We start from the raw sequence: 19487 nt of genomic DNA on the forward strand, positions 1-19487 counted from the left end.
GGGGGTGGTGAACCCCGGGAACCGCGACTGCCCGTCGGTGTCGGTGACACGCCAGTCGAAGCTGCCGCCATCGACGATCACCCCCGCGACCGCGGCACCGTGCCCACCGAGGTATTTCGTGGCCGAATGCACCACGATGTCGGCGCCGTGCGCCAACGGCTGAATCAGATACGGCGTCGCGACCGTGTTGTCCACGATCAACGGCACACCCGCCGCATGCGCCACCTCCGCGATACCCGGAATGTCGAAGATGTGGTTCTGCGGGTTCGATACCGTCTCACCGTAGAACGCCTTGGTATTCGGGCGCACCGCCGCCTTCCACTGCTCCAGATCATCCGGATCCTCGACGAAGGACACCTCGATACCCAACTTCGGCAGCGAATAGTGGAAGAGGTTGTAGGTGCCGCCGTACAACCGCGGGCTCGACACGATGTGATCACCCGCCCCCGCCAGGTTCAAGATCGCGAACGTCTCCGCCGCCTGCCCCGACGCCAACAGCAGCGCCGCCACACCCCCTTCCAGGGCCGCGATCCGCTGCTCCACCACGTCCTGGGTGGGGTTCATGATGCGGGTGTAGATATTGCCCGGCTCGGCCAACCCGAACAACGCCGCCGCATGATCGGTATCACGGAAGGCGTAGGACGTGGTCTGGTAGATCGGCAACGCGCGGGCGTTGGTCGTCGAGTCCGGCGCCTGCCCGGCGTGGATCTGCTTGGTCTCGAAGCTCCACTCGGCGGTCGGGTCGGCCGGTGGGACGGATTCGGTCATCGGGGCGATGCTCCTCTGGTTGCGGTTGCCGATCAGGCGGAAAGCCGGTTATCCGGTGGTCACCGCGCATCACGGTAGAAACGCCAGCACCCGATGACGAGGGTTGTGTTCAGCTTGAACCCAACGGTGGTCAGCGCGCCGCTGCCCGACCCCGAGAGCCCGCAAGAGTGCTATGGTCCCCCAGGAGTTCGGACCGGGAGGGGTTGTCATCACCGCATTCTTGATCGTCGCGCTGATCGTGGTCATCGTCCTTGCGTGCGTCTCGTTCTACATGGTGTACAAGCTCAGCAAGGAAAAGCGCGCACAGACGCAGGCCGATCCGCCCGTGCCGGTGGACCCGTTCGCCGACAAGGACGCCGACGCCCTGCGCGGCGACCCGCGCGCGTTGAAGGCCGGTGACATCGTCGATATCTTCGGCCAGACCTACACCGTGCGCGGCACCCTCCGCCTGACCGAGGGCGGCTACCAGTGGGCCGAACACCTGCTCGACAACGCCGACGACGTCCACCACTGGCTCTCGGTCGAGGAAGACCCCGATCTGGAACTCGTGCTGTGGACCGAAACCGCCGGTCTGCCCGCACCCGGACCGACCGAACTCGACCACGAGGGCAAACGCTTCCGCCTGGAAGAGACCGGCAACGCGCGATTCGCCAGTGAAGCCACCACCGGCCTCGCGGCCAGCGGTGTGCTGACCTACCACGATTACGTCGCCGACGACGGCACCAAACTGTCGTTCGAGGAGTTCGGCGACGCCGGACGCAAAGAGGGCACCCTCGGGCAGGTGCTCAACCGCAGCGCCGTCATGATCTACCCGCAGCAGCCGTCGTGAGCCGAACCGCCTGGCTGATCACCGGCATCATCTCGGTGATCGTGGCTCTCGCGCTGGTGTTCGCCCTCATCGTCCGCGTCGGTGACAGCGATGACCCACGCGATTACATCGCCGACAACTACACCCGCGCCGCCGCCCTCGACGAACCGAACAACGGCCTCGCCTACACCGCAACGGCCGCGGCGCCGGCGGTGGCGAACGAGATCGCCGATGCGGTGCGGCCGCTGGACAAGCGCAGCACCGAGGACAAGATCTTCCTGCAATACCGCGACGACATCGTCGCCGTCACCCCGTACCAGGGCGGAGCCAAGATCCTGGTCGACGACTACAGCACCGGACATCGCAGGCACGCCCACTATGTGGGCGGCTACGGCTGGGCCAGTAGCGGCGGCGGATCCGGTGGCGGTTTCCGCGGCGGCGGCAGCGGCGACGGCAAATAGCCCATCCGGCATCACTACCGACCGACCATCCGGCTCAGGAGGACAATATGCTCGAAGATCTCCCCGCGGACGCGGGCGCCGCGCTCGCGTACTGCGGAGTCGGGATCGCACTGATGGCGCTCGGATTCGTCATCGTGGACATACTCACGCCGGGCAACCTGCGCCGGCAGATCTGGGTCGAACGCAACCGCAACGCGGCGCTGCTGGTCTCGGCGAATCTGCTCGGCGTCGGCATGATCGTCGCCACCGCCATCTGGACCTCACAGGGCGCGATCGGCACGGCACTGGCCTCCAGCGCGCTGTACGGCGTGATCGGCCTGGCCGCGATGGCCGTGGCGTTCCTGCTGCTGGATCTGGCCACCCCTGGTGAGTTCCGTGGCGTGGTCACCGAGAAGGACCTGCATCCCGGCGTATGGGTCAGCGCGGCCCTGCACATCGCCGTCGCCGCCGTGGTGGCGGCGAGCCTGACCTAGTGCCCGCCGCGGCCCACACCGAGGACCCGACCGATACCGGCACCGCCGATACCGGGAACGCGCCGGGCGCCGGTGCCGGGCCGCGACAGCGGTTCGCCCGGATCGCGCTGCTCGCCACCGTCTTCGTCTGCGCCGCGTGCGGACTGGTGTACGAGCTGTCGCTGGTCACCCTCGGCAGCTATCTGATCGGCGATACCGCCGCGCAAGCCTCGATCACCCTGAGCGTGATGGTGTGCGCGATGGGTCTGGGCGCGCTGGCGGCGAAACCGCTGCGTCATCGTCCGGCCGCCGCGTTCGTGGGGGTCGAGCTGGCGCTGGCCACCGTCGGTGGTCTGTCGGTGCTCGCACTGTATGCCGCCTACGCCTGGCTCGACCTCTACACCGCGGCGCTGGTGGTGATCTCGATCGTCATCGGCGCGCTGATCGGCGCGGAGATCCCGCTGCTGATGGAGCTGCTCCAGCGGATCCGTCGACAGGCCGCGGGTAGCGCGGTGGCCGATCTGTTCGCCGCCGACTATGTGGGCGCGCTGCTCGGCGGTCTGGCGTTTCCGTTCCTGCTGCTGCCGATGTTCGGCCAGATCCGCGGCAGCCTCATCGTCGGTGTGGTCAACGCGCTGGCGGGGTTGGCATTGATCGTCGTATGGTTCCGCGACGATCTGCGGCGCGGCGCCCGGTGGCTGCTCGGTGCGCTGACCGTGCTGGTGGCGGCGGTGCTGGTGGGCAGCTACCTGTATGCCGACCGGTTCGAGGCGACGGCGCAGCAGGCGTTGTTCGCGCATCCGATCGTCTGGCGCGAACAGACGCCCTATCAGCAGATAGTGCTCACCGAATCGCTGTCGCCGTTCGGCACCACCGATACCCGGCTGTTCCTCAACGGGGATCTGCAATTCTCCTCGGTCGACGAGTACCGCTATCACGAGGCGCTGGTGCATCCGGCGCTGGCGGGTGCGCGCGGCCATGTGCTGGTGCTCGGCGGCGGTGACGGCCTCGCGTTGCGGGAGATCCTGACGTACCCCGATGTGGCCTCGGTGACGCTGGTGGAACTGGATCCCGAGATGATCCGACTGGCCCGCACCGATCCGCGCATCACCTCGTTGAACGAGCGTTCCTTCGACGATCCGCGTGTCCGCGTGATCACCGCCGACGCCTTCTCCTGGTTGCGTGAGGCGCCGGGACAGTTCGACGCCGTCCTCATCGATCTGCCCGACCCGGACCAGACCTCCATCGCCAAGCTGTATTCCACCGAGTTCTACGCGCTGGCCGCGGGCGCGATGGCGCCCGGTGCCACCATGGTGGTGCAGGCGGGTTCGCCGTTCTTCGCGCCGCGTTCGTTCTGGTGTATCGACGCCACCGTGCGCGCCGCCGGACTGCGGACGCTGCCGTATCACGTCGACGTGCCGAGCTTCGGCGACTGGGGTTTCGTGCTCGCCACCCGCGAGACCGAACCGCGCCTGGAGCTGGATCCGCCCGCGCCGCTGCGGTCGATCGACCGGTCGAGTCTGGCCGCCGCCGCGGTGTTCGCCCCGGATCGCCGCGATACCGGCGAGAAGCCGTCCACCCTGATGCATCCGCGGATCCTGGATCTGGAACGCGGGGAATGGCAGTGAGCTCGATGGGCGCTCGCGGCGTGTGGTTCTCGATCGACGGACGCCGGGACGGTACAACGGAAGAGTGAAGACATCGAAGCTCTTGGCGCTCATCGTCTGTGCTGTCGCTGTATCGGCCGCGCTGGTCTCGCCCGCGGCGGCCGCACCCGCGGGAACCAGGGTGGTGGCCGAATCCCCCATCGGGCATCGTGTTTCACAGATCGATGTGTATTCGCCCGCGATGGATCGGGTGGTGACCAATCGGGTGATCCGCGCGGCGGGCGCCGGTGCGCCGACGTTGTATCTGCTGACCGGCGCCGGCGGCGGCCTCGACGGCATCTCCTGGTGGGACGATACCGATGTCGCACAGTTCTTCGCCGGTAAGAACGTGAACGTGGTGATGCCGGTGGGTGGCGCGTTCAGCCTCTACACCGATTGGATGGCCGATGATCCGGCGATGGGCCGCGTCAAATGGCAGACCTATCTGACGCAGGAACTGCCCGGTGTCCTGGACGCTCGCCTGGGCGCGAGCGGCCGCAACGCCATTGCCGGTGTGTCGATGAGCGCCGCGTCCGCGATCGATCTGGCCATCCAGGGCGGCCCGCTGTACTCCGCGGTCGCGGCCTACAGCGGTTGCCCGTGGGCGACCGATCCGGCGGGCGTCTCGTTCGCCTCGGCGCAGGTCATGCGTGGTGGCGGCAATCCGGGCAATGTCTGGGGCATGCCGGGTGGCGAGGGGTGGCGTGCGCACGACGCGTTCCTCAACGCGCATCGGCTGGCGGGGAAGTCGATCTATCTGTCGGCGGCGTCCGGTATTCCGGGTGCGGTCGATCGTGGACTCCCGATGCCGCCGGTGGAGGCCATCGCCAGCGCTTGTACGGGCGCGTTCGCGGGTCGGCTCGCATCGCTCGGCATCCCGGCGACGCATATCAATCGTGATGCCGGCTCGCATACCTGGGGCCAGTTCGAAGCCGATCTGCACGATTCGTGGCCGCAGCTGGCTCGCGCGATCGGGGCGTGAGATCCGGGCTACCGGGGGCCGTTGAGAATTCCCCCTGAACAGAGCAGTCCCCGGTAGTCTCCATCGAATCCATGAACCTCAGTCGTCGCTGATGGCTCCGGTTGTTCGACTGGCTTGCCGGGGGCCTGGCCGGATCTTGAATCGTATGACCACCGTTTTCTGGACGTCTCCATCGAACGCGTCACACTCTTCGGTGTTCCGGTATATATCCAGTGTCCTCCGGATTCGGCGCCAGTCAAGACCTCGAGCCGCCCGATCCGATATCGATGTCAGGCGGTGAAATACACCATCTGATGAGTGGTGGCGAGCAGCGTTGCGTCAGCGCTCCACAGCTGTCCGGTCGGGTCGAAATACCCGCCACCGAAGTGCTGTGCGTGTGCCCGTGGCGAGCACGGGACGGTCGCCCTGCGCGGCGAAGGCGGCGGCGTCGGTGGGGGTAGTAGACCGTCGGCGATCGGTCCGGCGAAGTTCACCGTGCGCGAGACCGGGTCACCCCGAACGCCGCAGGGTCGCGGCCGTGACGCCGCCGAACGGGCCGACCATATGGGCGTAGTCGGCGGTGGTCCGGCCCGTTGGGACGCCGGATTCGCCAGGTGTCAGCGTGGTGGCGGCGTCGAACTGGTGTGGTGGTGCGATGAGCGGCGGTATACGGCCGACGATCGCGTCCGGGTCATCCACCGGGCCGCTGGAGTCCGTTCACCTGCTGCTGGATGCGGTCGAGGGCGGCACGGATGGCGTCGATCTGTGCGTTGAGTTCGGCGATGGTCGCTTCGTCCACCGGTGGCGGGGCTTGTTCCTGCGGTGCTCCCGGCGGCGGCGCCGGACGAGGCCGGCCCGGTGGCGGCGGTGCACCGGGCCCGCCGCCGGGTGCGGTGGCGAGATTGCCGGTCTCGGGGCCGAAGACTTGATCGAGCGCCTCGGCGAGTGTCGGGGCGTAGCCCACCCGGACGCCGCCGGTGCCCGGATCGCGGTAACTGACCAGCATGCGCGCCAGCTGGGGGAAGGTGGAACCGTTCGCCGCGGTCGAGATCCGCTCGGTGAACAGCGGTTCCACATACAGCACACCACCTTCGGCGATCGGCAGCGTGAGCAGGTTGCCGTACTGGATGCGGTTCGACCGCTCCAACAGCGTGCGTTCGGAGGCCACTCTGGTGTCGGAGATCATCGAATTCTGGATCTGCTGCGGGCCCTGGGTGAGGGTGTCGGTGGGCAGCTGCAAGATGGTGAACCGGCCGTAGTTCTCGGGATCGCATTCGACGGAGATATAGGCGGACAGGAATTCCCGGTTGAAGCCCACCATGGCGCTGGCGAGCCGGAAGGACGGATCGGCGGTCTCCGGATCGCCTTGCAACACGTAGAACGGCGGCTGGTGCGGATTGGTCTCCACCGTCGGATCGCTCGGCACCGACCAGAAAGCGTTGGTGGTGAAGAACTCTCGCGGCTCGTCGACGTGATATTTGGCCAGCATCTCGCGTTGGATGGCGAACAGGTCCTCCGGATACCGGAAGTGGGCGCGCAGTTCCGCACTGATCGCCTCCGGCGGTTCTACCGTGCCGGGGAAGATGTTCATCCACGCTTGCAGCACCGGGTCGTCCCGGTCGATCTGGTAGAGCGTCACGGTGCCGTCGTAGGCGTCGACGGTGGCCTTGATCGAATTGCGCACATAGGAGATCTCCTCGAAGGGTCCGCCTTCGGGGTCGTTGCCTGCGGCGAGCGCCTCGAGCGAGCTGCGCTTGGCGTACGGATAGCCATCGATCGTGGTGTACGCGTCCACGATCCACACGATCCGGCCGTCCACCACCGCGGGATAGGGGTCGTTGTCGGTGGTCAACCATGGCGCAACCAGTTCGACGCGATGGCGGGGATCGCGGTTGAAGATGATCTTCGAATCGGCGTCGATCGCATCGGAGAAGATGATGTTGCGTTCGGCGTAGGTCACAGCGAACGCCATCCGATCGAGCCAGTTCCCGATCGGCACCCCACCCGCCCCGGTGTAGGTGTATTTGGTGTTGTCGGTGTCGTATTCGCGGGGTTCGGTGCCGCCGCCGACGATGGCGTAGTCCTGCTCGGCCTGCGCGATCACCTCGCCGAAATAGATCCGCGGCTGCTCTACGGGAATCACCTGCTGGCCGGTGGCGCCGCTGGCGATATCGCTGACGGTGTAGATCGGATAGCCGCTGTTGCTGCTCTCCGCGTCACCGGCCGCATCGCGGACCGCGGCATTGACCCGGTTGGCGGGTGCGGCGACGAACCCGTTGCCGTGGGTGTACACGGTATGCCGGTTGACCCAGTGCCGCTGATTGGCGCTCAGCGCGCTCGGTGTCAGTTCTCTGGCCGCGACCACGTAATCGCGCAACTGCCCGTCGATGCGGTAGCGGTCCAGGTCGAGTTGGTCGGGGAAGCTGTAGAAATTCTTCAACTGCTGTTGCTGGGTGAAGGTGCGCGAGAGCACGTTCGGGTCGAGCAGCCGCACATTGGCGATGGTGGTCGCGTCCGCGGGCACCTGCGGTGGCGCCAAGGTGCCGATCCCCGGATACGGCTGATACTCCACCCGGTCGGCGCCGATCCCGTAGGCCTGCCGCGTCGCGGCGATATTGCGTTCGATGTAGCCGCGTTCCTTATCGGCGGCATTGGGCCGGACCGAGAGTTGTTCGACGGCCAATGGCCACACCCCGCCGACCAGCACCGAGGACAGCACCAGCAGCGCGGCGGCCATCGCCGGGATGCGCAGATCCCGCACCACCACCGCGGAGAAGACGGCGGCGGCGCAGATGATGGCGATTGCGAACATGATCAGCCGGGCCGGGAGGACCGCGTTGATATCGGTGTACCCGGCACCGGCGAAGGTGGGTTCGCGGCTCTGGCTCGACAACAGCGCATAGCGGTCGAGCCAGTACGCGATGGCCTTCAACAGGATGAACACACCGGCCCATACGGCGAGCTGTACGCGGGCCGCGGTGGTGAGTCCCGGCGCCTTGCCCGTCAGCCGCAGGCCGCCGAGCAGGTAGTGCGTCGCGAGGCAGGCCAGGAAGGCGAGCACGACGGTGGCGAACAACCAGCTCACCACGAGCCGGTAGAACGGCAGATCGAAGACGAAGAATCCGATGTCGTGACCGAATTCGGGGTCCTCGATACCGAACGGTCCGCCGTGCAGGAACAGCTGCACCGTCATCCACCGCGACTGGCCGATCAGACCGCAGATCAATCCGAGCGCGGCGGCGATACCGAGGCCGAACCACCGCGCCCGGCGCAGCACCACACGGCGATAGGGCAGCAGATAGTCCTCGCGCCCCGCGTCGACGAGCATTAGCGGCCGGTGTCGGTACGCGAACCACATCGCCGTGAACACCACGCCGCCGACGAACACGCCGACCACCACGAACAGGATCAGGCGGGTGACCAGCACGGTGCGCCAGACCTCGCGGTAGCCGACTTCACCGAACCACAACCAGCCGATGTACACACCGATCAGCCGGGGCACCACCGCGACCAGCACGACGAGCATCGCCACGGTGATCACCAGCAACCGAACGCTGCGAGGCAACCGCCGCCAGCTGGGCAGCTCGCGTGTGCTCATCACCCACTCTCCCGTGGCTGCGGTCGGCCGATGGGTGGGTGGCCGACACGGGCCGTCTGGGTCCGATCCTACCGGCCGGGCCCGTGCGGCGGGTTCGCTCGCTTCGAGCCCCCGACCGACCTACCCGACCACGGCGGCGAGCCATTCGACCAGCGGACGCTGCACCTCCCAGGCCGCACGAACCTCGGTGGCGGTGCGCGGGGTCGGCAACCAGTCGGGTGCACCGAAGTCTCGATGGGTGGTCAGCGATTTGTGCCGGAGCAGCTCGATGCGCGGATGGTCGGCGTCGTAGCCCTTCGGCTTGGTCTTCAACCGGTCGCCACCGATCTCGTATCCGCTCGCGGTGAGCCCGTCGAGGATCGCGGCCAGTTCCGGCCCACGCACCTCGTCGTCGATCGCGGCGCGCAACCGGGCCAGCTGATCCGGCGATCCGGCGTAGAACCCACCGGCCACGAACAGCCCCGCCGCGCCGATCTGCACGTACCACCCGACGCCGGGCGCCGCGGCGACCACGACACCCTGATGGGTCTTGTACGGCGATTTGTCCTTGGAAAACCGCACGTCACGGTAGGGGCGGAACAGTTTGGCCGTCCCGAAATCGGCCTCCAACTCCTCGATCAGCGCCATCATCGGCGCTCGCACCATCTCCTCATAGACCTGTTTGTGCGCGGTCCAGAACGTCTTCGAGTTGTCGGCCTCGAGGTCCTCGTAGAAGTCCAGACCGGCGAACGGAAACCCACCGAATCGACCCATGGTTAGAAGATATGCCCCTCGCGCCGTCAGAACTTGCCGGTGTGGTGGTCGGTGCGGTGTCCGAGCTGTGCGGTGAACTCGTCGAGGAAGGCATCGGTCAGCGGCGGCCAACTCCAGAAGTCGAAAGCCAATGCGCCGAGAGCGGTCCCGGAGGGCCACAGCCATTCGGTGACCGGGTGCCCGGTGCCGCAGTGCCGGCACGCGACCGTACCCGTGCCGGTCCGCTTCCATTCATCGATCGCTTGCTCGAAGGGGCGCCACACCTCGGGATCGGCCTCCCACCGCTGCGGGTAGTCGATGATCACGGTGGTGGTCGCACAGCTCGGACAGGTGGCCGATTCAGCTTCGCTCTCGCCCTGTCCGCCGAAATGATCCTCGCGCCCGATGATCACGGCGACGGGCCCCGGAATCCAGTCGCTGCCCCAATCCTGGGTGACCTGCTGCCATCGCGATCCAGGGAGATGGCCTTCATCGACCTGGAGGCTGTACATCCGCTCGCCGGACATCTCCCACGTCAGCAGCTCACGCGCGACCAGCCAATCCAGCATCCGCGCCGCCGTTGCCTGCGCGTCCTCGGCCGACACCTCGATATCGACGATCCGCTCGAAATAGTCACCCATTAGCGCCTCGAACCTCTCCGCACCGCATCTGTTCTGCTCGGTGATGTTCACCCTACGAGCCGACGTTCGCCGGACCGTTCTGTGCGTGCCCCCACTCCTGAGGCGCCGACGGCCCGAGGCAGCCGATATCCGATACTCAGCGCGCGCCCAGGGCGTCGAGGATCATCGGCCGTGCGTTGGCGAGCGCCTGCTGCCAGTAGGGCCATACGTGGGTGCCGTTGCCGATATCGACGCGGGCGGGGATGCCCAGCGCCGCGGCGCGATCGCGGAAGATCTGCGCGGCGATCATGGTCAGCACCTCGAGGCCCATCGCGTTCACCGTGTTGCCCACACCGTTGGGCAGGTCGAGCGGACCGGGCAGGCCGTTACCGCTGGTGACGTAGATCGGAAGTCCGCGCAGCCGTTCGGCCTGTGTGGTGGCATCGTTTCGACTCCAGGCCGGGTCTCCGGGCGGGCCCCACATATCGTCGGGGTTGAACTGGCCTTCATCCCACATCGCCGCCCGCATCGCCTCGCTCCACAGCGGGAAGGTGGGGTTGACGAATCCCGAGAACGATCCGGCGAATCGGAACTGATCGCGGTGGTAGGCGGCCAGGATGAGCGCGGCATTGCCGCCCATGGAGGCGCCGACGACGGCGTTGTTGGTGCGCGACACCCCGTATCCGGCCAGGAACGCGGGTAGTTCCCTGGTCAGGAAGCTCTCCCATTTATAGGTGATCTGCTGGCCGTTGGTGCGGCTGGGCCGGTACCAGTCGGTGTAGAAGCTCGACCGGCCGCCGACCGGAAACACCAGGGTGACGTTATCGCCCGCGAACTGGCGCAGCGCGTCGGTATCGCTGGTCCATTGGCTGTGATCGTGCGGGGCACGCAATCCGTCCAGCACGTAGAGCGCCGCGCTTCCGCCGCGCGCCGCCCACTGCACCTGGACCTTGATCGGGCCCATGCTCGACGGCACGAACAGTTCCTCGAACCCGCCCGCCGGAGCCCGTACCGGCGACCGCAACGGTGCGGCACCGGCCACGGCCGCCACCGCCGACATCAGCACGAGCGCCAGGACGAGCGCGAGCGCCCGCCTCGGCCATCCACCGATCAATCGTTCGTTCCCGGACTGCGCCACCCCGGCCACTCGCATACCTCCCACCGAATCGACTGAAAGTTACCGAAGATAATCAATTTACGCCGCCACCGCCCATGGGAATGTCGCCGACGCGCCGCTGGCGTGTCGGGGATCGCCGCCGACCTGCCGGTCGGCCGAATACGGCGTATCGGACAGGGGTGACCCACCTCGGAATGCGCGTGAAAGTTGGCCGAATTAGCATCGTGTCGATATTCACGCATTTCACGGACGGAAATTCATCGAACTGTCGGATGAACAAGATTTGCAAGCCATCTCATATGTCCGATTCGATACTCGAGTGAATATTGTCAGCATTTCCCGTACTCGAGGTACGAATTTCACCCTTTATCGACACAATATGAGGATGCCCGTTCGCATCCTCCCCGAAACCTCCTGCGAGTTGATACATTTCGAGCCGTGGCGACACGGCGATGTGCTGTCACTCGCGGTGCCATCCACGCGATTCGGGGCGATTTCGACGATGACTGACAAAAATATCGAAGTATACGAAGATCGACTACAATTCCACGGTTGGAAAGCCACTTAGGTGGCGAGTGCCGCATGATCGCCACCGTGCATGCTTTCTCCGGCCGAGGAGGAACCACGATGTCGATCACACTCCAACGGTTCTCGGACTTGATCGCCGGAATCTACGATTCCGGCTCGAGCACACCACGTTGGGACAGTGTGATCGCCGATATCGCGACCGCCTTCGGTGCGGTGCGCGGGTTCCTCGTCATCGCCGAGCCTCCCACCGGGCAGTTCGTGGTCAAGACGGCGGGCGGCGGGTTCGGCGACGATATCCATCAGCACATCGTCCGAGCCGCCGACAGCATCCAGCGTCTTCCCGTCGGCGTCGCCATCACCAGCGACGAAGTCTTCGGCCTGCCGACCGACGGAAACGGAGCGGACGCCGAGAGTCGCCGCGACCTGGCCAACAGTTTCATCGCCCGCTTGAGCCGCGATACGCCCTCCTCATGGATCTGCCTGACCATGCCGGAACAGGTCGACGTCGCCCGCCATTCCGCGGGCCGCGCACTCCTGCACGTACTGGCGCCGCACCTCGGCCAAGCGCTGCACACCCAGTCGACAATGGTCCAGCTGACCCGTGAACGCGCGTTCGCGCTCGCGACGCTGGAGAAGGCGCAGTACGGGATCATGATCGTGACCTCGGACGCCGCGGTGATCTTCGCCAATTCCATGGCCGAGGACATCACCGTCCACGGCGACGGGCTCGCCGCCGACAGTTCGGGACGGCTGCGCGCGACCCCGTCGACCAATCAGGCCAGACTGAGCCGATTGATCCGCGACGCCGCGGGCCCCGAACAGTCCAGCGGCAGTGTCGCGATCACCCGCCCCTCCGGCAAACGACCTCTCGTCGTGCGGGTGTCACCGCTCGACGATCTCACCGGCGACGGTCCGCCCCGGCATCGAGCCGTGCTGCTGCTCGTCATCGATCCCGATCACGATCCCGAACCGCAGCCGACGACGCTGCACGATCTGTACGGGCTCACCGATGCCGAAACACTGGTCGCGATGGGTGTGATGCGCGGTGACGGACTACCCGCGGTCGCCGACCAGCTCTCGGTGTCGCTGTTCACCGCGCGGACACATTTGCAGCACATCTTCGTCAAGACCGGGACGCATCGGCAGGCGGAGCTGGTGCGCCTGCTGCTGTCGAGCGCTATCGCCGCGCAGTGACAGCGGACTTTCCGATATCGGCCTTCGCGGATGGATCGCCTGGGTCGTGGCGTCAGACCGGCCGGAAGCCGACGCCGATACCGCCGCGCATCGCGACGTCATCGAGGACTCGGGTGAAGTTGACGCCCACATGCGGGCCGATGCACGGAACCGAAACGTATCCGTTCACCAGGGCCACCAGCGTCGAGCCGACGACAACGGGTCCGCCGGAGTCACCGACGAGCACACAGATCTGGGTGAGCGTCCAGGTCGCTGTGGAGAACACGTCGCCGTACACCAAACCGCAGGTCTGTCCGGTCGTGCGGCCTTCCTTGCAGGCGATCGCGGGGAATTGCGCCGGTACGCCGATATCGGTGATCGTGGTCGAACCGATGCGGTTCACCGGTATCACCTTGTCCGCGTCGAAGCGGATCACGGCGTAATCGAGTTCTTTGTTGACATAGGCCATCGTGCCCACCGGACCCGCTTCGGGGTCGGCTTCGGCGGAAACGCCCGCGCCGGGCTGGTTGCAGTGGCCTGCGGTGAATCCGACCATCTGGCCGGTGTCATCCCATCCGATGGTGGTCAGCGAACACGTGGCGCCGTCGTCGAAGACGATGCCAGAGCCGCCGCCGAGTACTACCGGGGGCGCTGCCTGCGCACTCCCGATGGTCGTGCATGCCAGGCCGAGCACAGTGGCCGCGAGCACGAGCAGGAATCTTCCCAACATGACTCTCCCAAGGTGGTCGGCCGAGGATCAGGGGGCACTCCCGAATCAGAGTACGAGAGTGCCCTCGTTTCCCCTCGGTCCTGGCATCGGTCGGATCAGACGACACACACCGGGAAGAGGATCGGCACCGTGATCAGCACGATCCCACACGCGAGGAATGCGCCCGGAATCGTGAGGAACGGTGACAGCACGGCCGGCTGGACATCGGCCGGAACCGGTGCGACTGGTGCGGGAGCGGGATCCGCGGCCGGTGCCGCGGTGGCTACGCCGGCGCCCATCGCGATCAGCGGCGCGCACGCCGCTGCTGCTATTGCAGAGCGAACCTTGGTGCTAGTCATGACTTTTCCCTTACTGTCAGCAATCTTGGCCATGGTCGACCCGGCTCACCGGGTTGCCACAATATTCAGCACAGCACCGTTCGTGCGGAAAATCCTCATGCGAACAGATGAGATGAGATCATCGAGACCGAAAAAGTCATCGGGTCGGGAAAAACGACAAGCTGTTCTTATAGTCGTTCCAGAATCTGGCGCGCGGACAGACAACCGTCGGTGACCAACTCGAGGTTGGCGAGTGAGGCCGCGTGGACGGCCGGGTCGGCCGCCGCCGTGCAGTCGGCGATCGGATGCACGGTGAATCCGAGGTCGGTGCCGTGGCGCGCGGTCTGTTCGACGGTGAGGTTGGTGGCGACACCCGTCAGCAATACCGTGTCGATCCCCTGCACCGTCAACCATTCGGCAAGGCCGGAACCGGACAGACCCGACAGCTTCTGGTTGTCGAACACCTCCACCGCCTGTCCCACCATCTCCGGTATCAGCTGAGCCCCCACCGATTCGGGCCGGAACGCCTCCTGCGCCTCCCCCACCGCCCGCATGAACCCGGTATTGCGGACCAGCGCGCCCTCCCCCTCGGGAATGGTGAACCGGGTGAACACCACCGGCACCCCCGCCTCCCGCGCGGCCCCATGAAACCCGGCAGCCCGACCCACCACCCCACTGGCCGCGACCGGCGCGGCCAACATCGCCCCGAAGAACCCCTCGGGCCGGATCACATTCACCTGCCAGTGCAGCGCGAGGACGACAGTACGGTCACGATCGAACACCTGGACCTCCATCTCGTCGACTGACGGATCACTGCGGGACAGCGTAGATCGCGCGGGTGGTGAGCGCGATCGCGGAGACCAGCTCTCGCCCAGAATCATTCGCGTCGGCGCACGCGCACCAGGCTCCATGGTCGCCGCTTCGCATCGTCAGCACAGCCGACCTGACACGGGCAAGGCTTCGCGGGGGCGGGTGGTTCTCATCTGGTTGGCCCCGATGGCAGACACCCCGAGGTCGTTGACTCATGACCTACAGCGTGGGCGACAAGATCAAGGTGTGGTTCCGGTTCGTCCCGTGCGAGGGATGGCTGCCCCAGGACACCGAGGGGTTGTGGGGGACGAAGCTCGGTGAAGACACCGCTGTGGTGGAGAACGTGGCTCTTCTTCGGGATGGCGTGGCCGAGGATTCTCCGGTCGGGAGATGCCGGATGGTTGGAGCCCGCATGCCTGGGAACTCCAATCGGCCGCGGCGCCGGGTACGGTAGCATCCGCCCCCGATCACGGTGCGGTGTTCCCGCTGACAAATCTGGATGTAAATCGATGAGTACTACCGCCGACAAACTTGCCGACCTGCGAAAGCGGCTCGAGATCGCGCAGGAGCCGGCCGGCGAGGCGGGAGCCGCCAAACGCGCACGCAAGGGCATACCGTCGGCCCGCGATCGCATCGACATGCTGCTGGATCCGGGCACCTTCGTCGAGCTGGGCGCGCTGGTGCGCAACCCCAACGACAAGGACTCCCTCTACGGCGACGGTGTGGTCACCGGGCGCGGTCTGGTCGACGGGCGGCCCGTCGCGGTGTTCTCCCATGACCAGACCGTCTACGGCGGCACCATCGGCGAGATGTTCGGCCGCAAGGTCGCCGCGATCATGGAGCTGGCGGGGAAGATGGGCTGCCCGCTGGTCGGCATCAACGATTCCGGCGGCGCGCGCGTCCAGGAAGCCGTCACCTCGCTGCGGTGGTACGGCGAGCTGGCCACCAAGATGGAGCCGCTGTCGGGTTCGGTGCCGATGGTGTCGCTCATCCTCGGCAACTGCGCTGCCGGTGCCGTGTACCAGCCGATCTGTACCGACGTCGTGGTCGCCACCGAGAGCGCGCACATGTTCGTCACCGGCCCCAAGATCATCGAAGACGCGCTCGGCGAGAAAGTCGATATGGAGGAGCTGGGCGGCGCCTACAACCAGGCCGCCTACGGCAATATCCACCATGTCGCCAAGGACGAGCCCGCCGCCTTCGCGTGGGTCCGCAACTACCTGAGCTACCTGCCGTCCAGTGCCGTCGAACTGCCGCCGATCGTGAACCCCGGCCTGGAGCCGGAGATCACCGAATCCGACCTGACGCTCAACACCCTCATCCCCGACTCGGACAACGCCGTCTACGACATGCACGATGTGCTGTTGCGAATCTTCGACGACGGCGAGTTCCACGAGATCGGCGCGGCCGCCACCAAGAACCTGATCACCGGCTTCGCCCGCGTCGACGGCCGACCGGTCGGTGTGGTCGCCAACCAGCCCACCGTGCTCGCGGGCGCGCTCGACGCCAAAGCCAGCGACAAGGCCTCCCACTTCATCCACATCTGCAACGCCTTCGAAATCCCGCTCGTGCTGGTGGTCGACACCCCCGGCTTCCTGCCTGGCGTGGAGCAGGAGAAGGCGGGCGTCATCAAGCGCGGCGGCCGATTCCTGTTCGCCTACGTCGAGGCCACCGTCCCCAAGGTGACAGTCGTGGTCCGCAAGGCTTACGGCGGCGGCTGGGCCGTGATGGGCGCCAAGGCCCTCGGCTGCGATATGTACCTGGCCTGGCCCACCGCCCGCATCGCGGTCATGGGCGCCGAAAGCGCCGTCGGCCTGACCCAGCGCAAGGTCCTCGACGCGACCCCCGAGGATCAGCGCGCCACGATCCGTCAGCAGATGATCGACTTCTACAACGCGACCATCGCGACCCCGTGGATCGCGGCCGAACGCGGGTACATCGACACCGTCATCGAGCCGTCGGCGACCCGCCTGGAACTGCGGCGTGCACTGAACCTGCTGCGCGACAAGCAGGTCATTCGGTACCCGCGCAAGCATCACCTGTTGCCGCTGTGAGGGGCGTTGGGCCGGTGGTGCGCAACGTCGATCGTCGATGAACCGCGGGCTGAACGCGACATCCACGAAACACGGTGACCTCGGTGCGGATTTCCGGTCCGGCCGCGCACCCCGCAGTGCCGTTCGACTCCGCGGTCGGGATTCGATCCGCGTGTCGGACAGATGCCCCAGGCGCGCCGTCTGTCCGTCGTAATCCATGACGGACAGACGGCGCGCCCGCGGTTCACGGTTGCACGATCCGAACCAACTGTTTGCCGAGATTGCCGCCCTCGAACACCGCCCGTAAGGCACTCGGTGCGGATTCCAGCCCGCTGCTCACGGTTTCGGCGATCGTGATGTCTCCGCGGTCGTGCCACTGACGCAAAGCGGTGAAAGCTTCCGGGAAACGGTCCAGGTAGTCGAGGAAGATGAAGCCTTCCATGCGCCCTCGGTCGAGGGCAAGCCGCATGTAGTTCCGTGGACCGCACGAAGGATCGGTGCCCTGGTAGCCGGTCGAGATGGCTCCGGCCAGCACGACACGAGCATGGCGCGCGAGATGCGCCAGACCGGTTTCCAGGATGCGCCCGCCGACACCGTCGAAGAAGACGTCGATACCGTTCGGCGCCAGACGAGTCAAGCAGGCATCGACGTCATCGTTCTGATAATCGATAGCCGCGTGCATACCCGCCCGATCGGTGATCCAGGAACATTTACGCGGACCACCCGCGATCCCGATCACCGTGCAGCCCAACACCTTCGCTATCTGGCCCGCGATGGATCCGGTCACTCCGGCCGCAGCCGACACCAGCACCGTCTGCCCCGGCTCAGGACGGCCGATGTCCGTCATGCCGAAGTACGCGGTCAGGCCGGGCGCTCCGAACAGACTCAGCATGAATGTCGACGGCAGACCATCGGGAATCACATTCAGCCCGAACAAGCCGCCTTCGGACGTCACGGTGTAGTCCTGCCACCCCACCATCCCCGCGACCCAGCTGCCAACCGGATACCGCGGATCGTCCGAGCGAACGACTTCCCCGATACCGCTACCTCGCATCACCGCACCGACCGGGACGGCGTCGATGTAATTGTCGGCGTCGTTCAGCCAGCCCCGCTGCGTGGGATCGATCCCCAGCCAGTGCACCCTGACCAGGGCTTTCCCCTCGCCGGGAACCGGCACCGGCCCGGCGATCAGCTCGAAATCCTCGTCCCGCACCGCGCCCTCCGGCCGCTGCCGCACGATCCACTGCCGATTCACCGCATCTGTCACCCGCGCGATGCTAGATCACCGCTCGGCCGCCCATCGAGCCATTTGCTATCCGGTGACCGCATAGGAAGCTCGCATTCTGTAGGGCATGCCGAACCATGTCAGCGACGGGCGGCTTTCACCTTCACCTCGTGCGGCGCAATAACTCACCGGTGAAGCCGTACCGGAGCGACCGAGGTCCCGTCAGCCGACCGGCAGTGAACTGAGGACCGGCAGAAAGCCCCAGTTCATGATCCGTTCCGCGTCGGCCGTCGCGGCATCGAGATCATCCGGTGAGCTGTGCAGCACGACCCCGATCAGCCGCTGCGCTCCCCGACGCGCTTCGAAAAGCAAGCAGGTCCCCGCGGCGTTCGTAGACCCGGTCTTGATCCCCGTAGTACCCGGATACTGGTGCAGCAGATCGTTGGTGTTCTCCCAGACATGCGCCCGATTCGCGCCCCCGGCGGCCTGATGATAGATCCGCGTCCCGACGATCTCCCGAAAAACCGCGTCACCCATCGCATGACGACCCAGCCGCACCAGATCAGCAGGCGTCGAATACGTAGCGAAATCATCGGGAACAGGCAGCCCGCTGGGATCGGTGAAATGCGTATTCCCCATCCCCAACCGCTGCGCCGTGGCATTCATCTTGGCCACGAACGCGTCACGACCGGGCCCAAATGCCTCCGCCAGGGCGTAAGAGGCATCGCAACCAGACGGCAGCATCATCGCGTACACCAACTGCCGCGCAGTCAGCACCTCACCGGCAACCAGCCCGGCATTACTGCCACCATGCGCAGCAGACGCGTCGATAGCGGACTGCGGCACCGTGATCGCCCGCTCCAGATCCCCCGCCTCGAGCACAACCACCGCCGTCATAACCTTCGTGAGACTGGCAACCGGAACCCGAACATCCGCCTGCCGAGACCACACGATCACCCCCGTATTCCCCTCCGCAAGCGCCGCACCCCGCGCCTGAATGCCGTCGGGTTGCAGAGCCACCGGAAAGGGAGCCTGAGCATTCGAGCCGCCCGCAACCGGAGCCGCGGCGGCAGTAGGCGCGAAAACAACGAGCACCGCGGCGACAACCGCCGGTAGTGCGCGGATATAGGTTCGCATCGGGACATTGTGCCGCCTGATTTCACCGAATAGTGGGATTTCCTATCTGATCGTTGCCGCTCAACTGCTGGTCGACGCGATATCCGGCCTCGCCAACACACCCGCAACCGCTTTCGCCGACCGCTATGTGGGCCACGGCGAGCGGGCGGGCATCCACCTCCAGAACATCCCGCACTACGCGCCCGTCCTGCTCGCCCTCTGGAAACTCGGCGCGATCGCCCTCCTTCTCAACCCGATGTATCGCAGCCGCGAACTCCGCGAACTGGTCACCGATGCCGAACGGGTCGGGATCATCACCACCGACCGCGATGTGCAACAGGTCCGGGAGGACGTCGAGGGCACCACAGTCGGCTGGGTACTCGGCACCGCGG

20 protein-coding genes are annotated in these 19487 nt (G+C 66.2%); 8 read left to right on the forward strand and 12 right to left on the reverse strand.

Annotated features, from left to right (window positions below):
* The coding region (locus QH168_RS00305; protein WP_280232302.1) for an aminotransferase class V-fold PLP-dependent enzyme at window positions 1–768 on the reverse strand (768 nt) is incomplete at its 3' end.
* A 172-nt stretch (window positions 769–940) separates the two neighbouring features.
* On the opposite strand from QH168_RS00305, the gene QH168_RS00310 reads away from it, so the two are divergent.
* The 5 genes from QH168_RS00310 (at window position 941) to QH168_RS00330 (ending at window position 5117) form a co-directional block, all read left to right on the forward strand.
* Complete coding sequence (locus QH168_RS00310; RefSeq protein ID WP_280232304.1) at window positions 941–1597, forward strand: DUF4178 domain-containing protein; 657 nt, start codon at window positions 941–943, stop codon at window positions 1595–1597.
* Window positions 1594–2037: a DUF4247 domain-containing protein gene (locus QH168_RS00315; protein WP_280232305.1), complete on the forward strand. Its 444-nt coding sequence runs from the start codon at window positions 1594–1596 to the stop codon at window positions 2035–2037. Before QH168_RS00310 ends, QH168_RS00315 begins: the two co-directional genes overlap by 4 nt.
* A gap of 47 nt (window positions 2038–2084) precedes the next feature.
* Window positions 2085–2510 (forward strand): DUF350 domain-containing protein, encoded by a 426-nt coding sequence (locus QH168_RS00320; RefSeq protein ID WP_280232306.1) that lies wholly within the window; start codon window positions 2085–2087, stop codon window positions 2508–2510.
* On the forward strand, window positions 2510–4117 hold the full coding sequence (locus tag QH168_RS00325; RefSeq protein ID WP_280232307.1) for a polyamine aminopropyltransferase: 1608 nt from the start codon (window positions 2510–2512) through the stop codon (window positions 4115–4117). Before QH168_RS00320 ends, QH168_RS00325 begins: the two co-directional genes overlap by 1 nt.
* Before the next feature lie 64 nt (window positions 4118–4181).
* Window positions 4182–5117, forward strand: a complete 936-nt coding sequence (locus QH168_RS00330; protein WP_280232308.1) for an alpha/beta hydrolase — start codon at window positions 4182–4184, stop codon at window positions 5115–5117.
* 269 nt (window positions 5118–5386) lie between these two features.
* On the opposite strand, the gene QH168_RS27630 is transcribed toward QH168_RS00330, so the two are convergent.
* The 6 genes from QH168_RS27630 to QH168_RS00355 form a co-directional block, all read right to left on the reverse strand.
* Complete coding sequence (locus tag QH168_RS27630; protein WP_432421004.1) at window positions 5387–5590, reverse strand: hypothetical protein; 204 nt, start codon at window positions 5588–5590, stop codon at window positions 5387–5389.
* A 16-nt stretch (window positions 5591–5606) separates the two neighbouring features.
* Complete coding sequence (locus tag QH168_RS27635; protein ID WP_432421005.1) at window positions 5607–5795, reverse strand: hypothetical protein; 189 nt, start codon at window positions 5793–5795, stop codon at window positions 5607–5609.
* A complete protein-coding gene (locus QH168_RS00340; protein ID WP_280232309.1) occupies window positions 5788–8694 on the reverse strand; it encodes a UPF0182 family protein in 2907 nt (968 codons plus the stop codon). Before QH168_RS00340 ends, QH168_RS27635 begins: the two co-directional genes overlap by 8 nt.
* 120 nt (window positions 8695–8814) lie before the next feature.
* Window positions 8815–9447, reverse strand: coding sequence for a DUF2461 domain-containing protein (locus QH168_RS00345; protein ID WP_280232310.1), 633 nt, complete (start codon window positions 9445–9447; stop codon window positions 8815–8817).
* Window positions 9448–9473: 26 nt separating this feature from the next.
* Window positions 9474–10067: a hypothetical protein gene (locus QH168_RS00350; protein ID WP_280232311.1), complete on the reverse strand. Its 594-nt coding sequence runs from the start codon at window positions 10065–10067 to the stop codon at window positions 9474–9476.
* 136 nt (window positions 10068–10203) lie between these two features.
* Complete coding sequence (locus QH168_RS00355) at window positions 10204–11199, reverse strand: alpha/beta hydrolase (protein ID WP_280232325.1); 996 nt, start codon at window positions 11197–11199, stop codon at window positions 10204–10206.
* Window positions 11200–11790: 591 nt separating this feature from the next.
* Between QH168_RS00355 and QH168_RS00360 the strand changes: the two genes are divergently transcribed.
* Entirely contained in the window at window positions 11791–12885 is a 1095-nt protein-coding gene (locus tag QH168_RS00360) for a helix-turn-helix transcriptional regulator (protein WP_280232312.1), read from the forward strand.
* A 52-nt stretch (window positions 12886–12937) separates the two neighbouring features.
* On the opposite strand, the gene QH168_RS00365 is transcribed toward QH168_RS00360, so the two are convergent.
* The 3 genes from QH168_RS00365 to QH168_RS00375 form a co-directional block, all read right to left on the reverse strand.
* Window positions 12938–13594: a serine protease gene (locus QH168_RS00365; RefSeq protein WP_280232313.1), complete on the reverse strand. Its 657-nt coding sequence runs from the start codon at window positions 13592–13594 to the stop codon at window positions 12938–12940.
* A 95-nt stretch (window positions 13595–13689) separates the two neighbouring features.
* Window positions 13690–13932 (reverse strand): hypothetical protein, encoded by a 243-nt coding sequence (locus tag QH168_RS00370; protein ID WP_280232315.1) that lies wholly within the window; start codon window positions 13930–13932, stop codon window positions 13690–13692.
* Between the two features lie 167 nt (window positions 13933–14099).
* The gene (locus QH168_RS00375) at window positions 14100–14693 is read right to left on the reverse strand and encodes a cysteine hydrolase (protein WP_280232317.1); all 594 of its coding nucleotides are present in this window, start codon (window positions 14691–14693) and stop codon (window positions 14100–14102) included.
* 537 nt (window positions 14694–15230) lie between these two features.
* On the opposite strand from QH168_RS00375, the gene QH168_RS00380 reads away from it, so the two are divergent.
* Window positions 15231–16775 (forward strand): acyl-CoA carboxylase subunit beta, encoded by a 1545-nt coding sequence (locus tag QH168_RS00380; protein WP_280232319.1) that lies wholly within the window; start codon window positions 15231–15233, stop codon window positions 16773–16775.
* Between the two features lie 223 nt (window positions 16776–16998).
* On the opposite strand, the gene QH168_RS00385 is transcribed toward QH168_RS00380, so the two are convergent.
* On the reverse strand, window positions 16999–18021 hold the full coding sequence (locus QH168_RS00385; protein WP_280232321.1) for an NADP-dependent oxidoreductase: 1023 nt from the start codon (window positions 18019–18021) through the stop codon (window positions 16999–17001).
* 180 nt (window positions 18022–18201) lie between these two features.
* Window positions 18202–19116 (reverse strand): D-alanyl-D-alanine carboxypeptidase family protein, encoded by a 915-nt coding sequence (locus tag QH168_RS00390; RefSeq protein ID WP_280232322.1) that lies wholly within the window; start codon window positions 19114–19116, stop codon window positions 18202–18204.
* Window positions 19117–19123: 7 nt separating this feature from the next.
* Between QH168_RS00390 and QH168_RS00395 the strand changes: the two genes are divergently transcribed.
* Window positions 19124–19487 (forward strand): AMP-binding protein (locus QH168_RS00395; protein ID WP_280232323.1); only part of this gene is annotated, 364 nt, incomplete at its 3' end.

The sequence above is a fragment of the Nocardia cyriacigeorgica genome, assembly GCF_029868385.1.
GTDB lineage: Bacteria > Actinomycetota > Actinomycetes > Mycobacteriales > Mycobacteriaceae > Nocardia > Nocardia cyriacigeorgica_F.

Coding starts and splice junctions, on each gene's coding strand:
- QH168_RS00350 (WP_280232311.1), bottom strand. CDS start 10,067: ATGGGTGACTATTTCGAGCGGATCGTCGATATCGAGGTGTCGGCCGAG.
- QH168_RS00345 (WP_280232310.1), bottom strand. CDS start 9,447: ATGGGTCGATTCGGTGGGTTTCCGTTCGCCGGTCTGGACTTCTACGAG.
- QH168_RS00355 (WP_280232325.1), bottom strand. CDS start 11,199: ATGCGAGTGGCCGGGGTGGCGCAGTCCGGGAACGAACGATTGATCGGT.
- QH168_RS00340 (WP_280232309.1), bottom strand. CDS start 8,694: ATGAGCACACGCGAGCTGCCCAGCTGGCGGCGGTTGCCTCGCAGCGTT.
- QH168_RS00360 (WP_280232312.1), top strand. CDS start 11,791: ATGTCGATCACACTCCAACGGTTCTCGGACTTGATCGCCGGAATCTAC.
- QH168_RS00310 (WP_280232304.1), top strand. CDS start 941: ATGGTCCCCCAGGAGTTCGGACCGGGAGGGGTTGTCATCACCGCATTC.
- QH168_RS00320 (WP_280232306.1), top strand. CDS start 2,085: ATGCTCGAAGATCTCCCCGCGGACGCGGGCGCCGCGCTCGCGTACTGC.
- QH168_RS00390 (WP_280232322.1), bottom strand. CDS start 19,116: ATGCGAACCTATATCCGCGCACTACCGGCGGTTGTCGCCGCGGTGCTC.
- QH168_RS00370 (WP_280232315.1), bottom strand. CDS start 13,932: ATGACTAGCACCAAGGTTCGCTCTGCAATAGCAGCAGCGGCGTGCGCG.
- QH168_RS00365 (WP_280232313.1), bottom strand. CDS start 13,594: ATGTTGGGAAGATTCCTGCTCGTGCTCGCGGCCACTGTGCTCGGCCTG.
- QH168_RS00380 (WP_280232319.1), top strand. CDS start 15,231: ATGAGTACTACCGCCGACAAACTTGCCGACCTGCGAAAGCGGCTCGAG.